At 62.7% G+C, this 4,319-nt stretch carries 6 protein-coding genes; 4 read left to right on the top strand and 2 right to left on the bottom strand.

Annotated features, from left to right (window positions below; genetic code table 11):
• Positions 1 to 63: 63 nt before the first annotated feature.
• Both B3873_RS11745 and B3873_RS11750 read right to left on the bottom strand, forming a co-directional pair.
• On the bottom strand, positions 64 to 321 hold the full coding sequence (locus tag B3873_RS11745) for an acyl-CoA-binding protein (RefSeq protein WP_034340818.1): 258 nt from the start codon (positions 319 to 321) through the stop codon (positions 64 to 66).
• Positions 322 to 339: 18 nt separating this feature from the next.
• Positions 340 to 696 (bottom strand): FKBP-type peptidyl-prolyl cis-trans isomerase, encoded by a 357-nt coding sequence (locus B3873_RS11750; RefSeq protein ID WP_039787583.1) that lies wholly within the window; start codon positions 694 to 696, stop codon positions 340 to 342.
• 324 nt (positions 697 to 1,020) lie between these two features.
• On the opposite strand from B3873_RS11750, the gene B3873_RS11755 reads away from it, so the two are divergent.
• From B3873_RS11755 to B3873_RS11770, 4 genes are all read left to right on the top strand, one after another.
• On the top strand, positions 1,021 to 2,013 hold the full coding sequence (locus B3873_RS11755) for a cytochrome D1 domain-containing protein (RefSeq protein WP_286866195.1): 993 nt from the start codon (positions 1,021 to 1,023) through the stop codon (positions 2,011 to 2,013).
• 28 nt (positions 2,014 to 2,041) lie between these two features.
• Positions 2,042 to 2,863 carry a polysaccharide deacetylase family protein gene (locus tag B3873_RS11760; protein ID WP_134221924.1) on the top strand — a complete coding sequence of 274 codons (822 nt, stop codon included), beginning with the start codon at positions 2,042 to 2,044 and terminating at the stop codon, positions 2,861 to 2,863.
• An 81-nt stretch (positions 2,864 to 2,944) separates the two neighbouring features.
• Positions 2,945 to 3,931 (top strand): sterol desaturase family protein, encoded by a 987-nt coding sequence (locus B3873_RS11765; protein WP_209533387.1) that lies wholly within the window; start codon positions 2,945 to 2,947, stop codon positions 3,929 to 3,931.
• Positions 3,931 to 4,319 (top strand): EI24 domain-containing protein (locus B3873_RS11770; RefSeq protein WP_349676444.1); only part of this gene is annotated, 389 nt, incomplete at its 3' end. The genes B3873_RS11765 and B3873_RS11770, both read left to right, overlap by 1 nt.

The raw sequence follows: 4,319 nt of genomic DNA on the forward strand, positions 1-4,319 counted from the left end.
GGTTGCGCCCGTTTCTTCATCGGCAGGCGGCAGGCATCCGGGGATGCCACCGTCATGCCTGCATCAACCCTTCAGTTCATTGAAGATGTCGATGTATTCCTGCTGCGCTTCGGCTTGCGGCTTGCCCTTGAGCGCGGCCCAGGCGTCGAACTTGGCGCGGGCCACGAAGTCGGTCATGCCGGGGCGCTCGCCCTGCACGTCGCCGTTGCTGCCCTGCTTGTAGAGGCCATACATCTTCAGCAGGGTCATGTTGTCGGGACGCTCGGGCAGGCTCTTGGATTCTGCGACCGCGGCTTCGAACTGTTCTTGCAGGGTACTCATGTCTCTCCTCCCTCGGGCTCAGACGGCCAGCAGTTCGACTTCGAAGATCAGGGTGGCATTCGGGGGGATCACGCCGCCTGCGCCACGGGCACCATAGCCCAGGCCTGCCGGGATGATCAGCTTGCGGGTGCCGCCGACCTTCATGCCTTGCACGCCTTCATCCCAGCCCTTGATGACGTGGCCAGCGCCCAGCGGGAAGGCGAACGGATCATTGCGGTCCTTGCTGGAATCGAACTTGCTGCCGGCGGTGCCGTCCGTGTTCTGCAGCCAGCCGGTGTAATGCACGGTGACGTGGCTGCCGGCCTTGGCTTCATCGCCAGCGCCAACGTTGATTTCTTCATATTGCAGCCCGGAAGCTGTGGTGATGATGGACATCGGTTTCCTTTCGGTGAGGGGATGGGTTGGCGGCCGCATGGCCAGATTCCTGACGACTGCTGACCATGCAAAATGCTTCATGGAAACATTGCGTGTGCCAGACCGTGCGTCAGGCGTCGCAGGTGCGCTGCGACTGGTGTTCAGGCCGCCCCGGTGGCGTCATGCGACCGGATCGGCAGGCAGTGTAAACCAAAAATCTAGAAATTTTTCATATTGCTTCAGTGGGCTGTCAGCGGGATCGTTGCAGCGAGCGTTAAGAGCCGAGGACGTGCTCCAGGGGCTGCTCTGGCACGATAGATCAGGCATTTTTGAGTAAAGTTCTTCATGTTGCGTCGATTCAGCCAACTTTTATCCCTTTCCCTGCGCGCCGCCTGTGTCTCGGCCGTGCTGGCCTGTGTGGCCGTCCCGGCCCATGCCAACGTGGTCGTGGTGCTCAACTCCGGTGACGCTTCGGTATCGCTGCTGGACGAAACCGGCGAGAAGGAGCTCTCGACCTTCTCGGTGGGCAAGGAGCCGCACCACCTGATGGCCACGCCGGACAACAAGTCCTTGATCGTGGCCAGCGCCACCGGCAACCAGTTGCTCTTCCTCGATCCCAAGACCGGTGCCGTGCAGCGCAAGCTGCGCGACATCATCGATCCCTACCAGATCGGCTTCACGCCCGACCAGAAGTGGTTCGTTGCCACCGGCCTGCGTCTGGATCGGGTCGATGTCTACAGCTATGACGGCCAGGACCTGAAGCTGTCCAAGCGCATCCCGTTGGCCAAGACCCCCAGCCACATCGCCTTCGACAACGCCAGCACCACCGCCTTCATCACCCAGCAGGGCAGCGACCAGATCAGCGCCATCGACCTGGCCACCCAGCAGGTCAAGTGGACCATGCCGGTCGGCAAGCTGCCGGCCGGCATCATCATGACCCCCGACAACAAGTACCTGATGGTCGGCATCATGGGCAGCGACTACGTCGAAGTGATCGACTGGCGCACCCAGAAGATGGTCAAGAAGATCAAGACCGGCATCGGTGCCCACAACTTCCGTGGCCAGGGCGACAAGCGCTACGTCTACGTCTCCAACCGCGTGGCCAACACCATCAGCGTGGTCGATATGACCACTTTGGAGAATGTCGGCACCATCAAGGTCCCCGGCGGCCCGGACTGCATGGAAGTGACCGCCGATGGCAAGACCATGTGGGCCACCCTGCGCTGGAGCAAGAAGGTCGCCGTGATCGACCTGGAAACCCGCTCGGTGACCAAGGTGATTCCGGTAGGCCGCTCGCCTCACGGCATCTACCTGTACAACCGCGCGCCGGATCTGTAATGACGGACGCATCGTGGAGGACCTGCCGATGACGTTGCGTCCTTTGAAACCCTCCCTGCGCGGCCTGTGCCTGTTCGCCATCCTGGCGGCCGGCCAGGCCGTTGCGCAACCGGCGGCGCCGGAAGCATCCGCCTGCAAGGGAAAGATCTACCTCACCTTCGATACCGGCAGCCAGTCCCAGGCCGAACTCATCGAACAGACCCTGCAGCGCCACCACATCAAGGCTACTTTCTTCCTCGCCAACGAGAAGACCATCCACGGCGACTATTCCCTCGATCCTGCCTGGGCGCCGCTGTGGAAGCGGCTGGTGGCCGAGGGGCACGCCTTCGGCACCCATACCTTCGACCACGTCTACGTGGTGCGCGACCTGCCCGAGGGCAAGATCGAGGTACGTCCGCAGTTCGGGGCGCAAGCCGGCAAGAAGCTGCAATGGACGCCGGCCCAGTATTGCGAGGAAATGAAGCGTGTCGATCAACGCTTCCAGCAACTGACCGGCCACAAGCTTGATCCGCTCTGGCGTGCGCCCGGTGGCCGACTGACCCACAACCTGCTCAAGGCCGGCGAAGCCTGTGGCTATGCCCATGTGGCCTGGGCCCCCGCCGGTTTCTCGGGCGATGAACTGCCCAGCGACAAATTCCCCAACGAGATGCTGTTGAAGAAAGCGCTGGACGGACTCAAGGATGGTGATATCTTCCTGGCCCATATGGGTATCTGGTCGCGCCAGGATCCGTGGGCGCCAGCCGTGCTGGAGCCGCTCATCAGCGGGCTGGAGCAGAAGGGGTTCTGCTTTGCCACGCTGCGCGAGCATCCGTCCTACCGCCACCTGTTTGCCGCCGGGAAGGAACACTGACCCCGGACACCAGTCCAAACCGGCGCCGGCCCAGGGGAGGGGAGCTGCCGCCGCCACCGTCACACCGAATCAACGCTATCCATGATCCAGACCATTTCCGACATCTTTGCCACCGTCCAGGGCTGGCTCTTCGAAACCCTGGTGCAACCACTGGTGTTCTTCATCGGCATGGGGGAATTCGTCGAGGAAGCCTTTACCGGCACCGAATTCGTCCTGGTGGGGATCTGTGAACTGGTGATCCTGTTCCTGATCCTGCGTCCGCTGGAGTCTGCCATCCCGGTGCATCCCATCACCGACCCGCGCGCCCGCTGGAACGATTTCATCTACACCGTGCTGCAGCGCCTGGGCATCATCCCGATCATCGCCTTCCTGCTGCTCGATCCGGCGCTTTCGTATCTTTCCGAAGCCCTGCACCTGGAAGGCTGGGGCACCTTCAACCTCGACCAGGTCTGGCCCGGCGTGACCGACCGCGCGCTGGTGAGCTTCCTGCTCTACATGGTGGTGCTGGACCTGTGTGAATACATCTACCACTGGGCCCAGCACAACGTTCGCTGGATGTGGGCGCTGCACAGCCTGCACCACAGCCAGCAGAACATGAACCTGTGGAGCGACGACCGCAACCACATGCTGGACAACCTGGTGCACGACATCATCTTCGGCCTGATTGCCGTCCTGATCGGCGTGGAGCCCTCGCAATACATCCTGCTGGTGTCGCTCTCGCGCATGCTGCAAAGCCTGCAGCATGCCAACGTGCGTATCCACTTCGGCCGCCTGGGCGAATACCTGCTGGTGTCGCCGCGCTTTCACCGGACGCATCACGCCATCGGGCTGGGCCATGAAAGCCGGGGCCGCAATTCGCTGGGCGGACACAACTTCGCGGTGCTGTTCCCGATCTGGGATGTGCTCTTCCGCACCGCCCACTTCAGCCAGGGCTTCGCCATGACCGGCGTGCGCGACCAGCTGCCGCCGCCGGCCGGCAAGGGACGCGACTACGGACGCGGCTTCTGGGCGCAGCAATGGCTGGGTTTGAAACGCCTGGTCGAATTCACCCGCAGGAAGCCCCGCTGATGCGCCTGTTCATCGCTTCCTTCGGGCGTGCCCTGCTGGCGCAATTGCATATCCGCATGTTGTGGCTGACAGTGCTGCCCTTCGTCGTGTCGCTGGGCTTGTGGGCGGTTTGCCTGTGGCTGGGGCTGCAACCCATCATCGACTGGCTGCAGGGCTACTTCGTCTCGCACGGCATGTTCGGCGAGATCGGCGGCATGCTGGCCTGGTTTGGCATGGGTGCGCTCAAGACGGTACTGGTGCCCTTGCTGGCCATGTGGACGCTGCTGCCGCTGATGATTCTGACCGCGCTGGTATTCGTGGGCCTGTTCACCATCCCGGCCATCGCCCGCCATATCGGCACCCGCCACTATCCCATGCTGGACAAACGTCACGGCGGCAGCGTGGCCGG

It is taken from the genome of Herbaspirillum sp. UBA812 (assembly GCF_002296545.1).
Taxonomy (GTDB): Bacteria; Pseudomonadota; Gammaproteobacteria; order Burkholderiales; family Burkholderiaceae_D; genus Herbaspirillum; species Herbaspirillum huttiense.

Excerpts from the sequence above, each read along its gene's own strand:
- B3873_RS11745 (WP_034340818.1), bottom strand. The coding sequence starts at position 321 with ATGAGTACCCTGCAAGAACAGTTCGAAGCCGCGGTCGCAGAATCCAAG.
- B3873_RS11760 (WP_134221924.1), top strand. The coding sequence starts at position 2,042 with ATGACGTTGCGTCCTTTGAAACCCTCCCTGCGCGGCCTGTGCCTGTTC.
- B3873_RS11765 (WP_209533387.1), top strand. The coding sequence starts at position 2,945 with ATGATCCAGACCATTTCCGACATCTTTGCCACCGTCCAGGGCTGGCTC.
- B3873_RS11750 (WP_039787583.1), bottom strand. The coding sequence starts at position 696 with ATGTCCATCATCACCACAGCTTCCGGGCTGCAATATGAAGAAATCAAC.
- B3873_RS11755 (WP_286866195.1), top strand. The coding sequence starts at position 1,021 with ATGTTGCGTCGATTCAGCCAACTTTTATCCCTTTCCCTGCGCGCCGCC.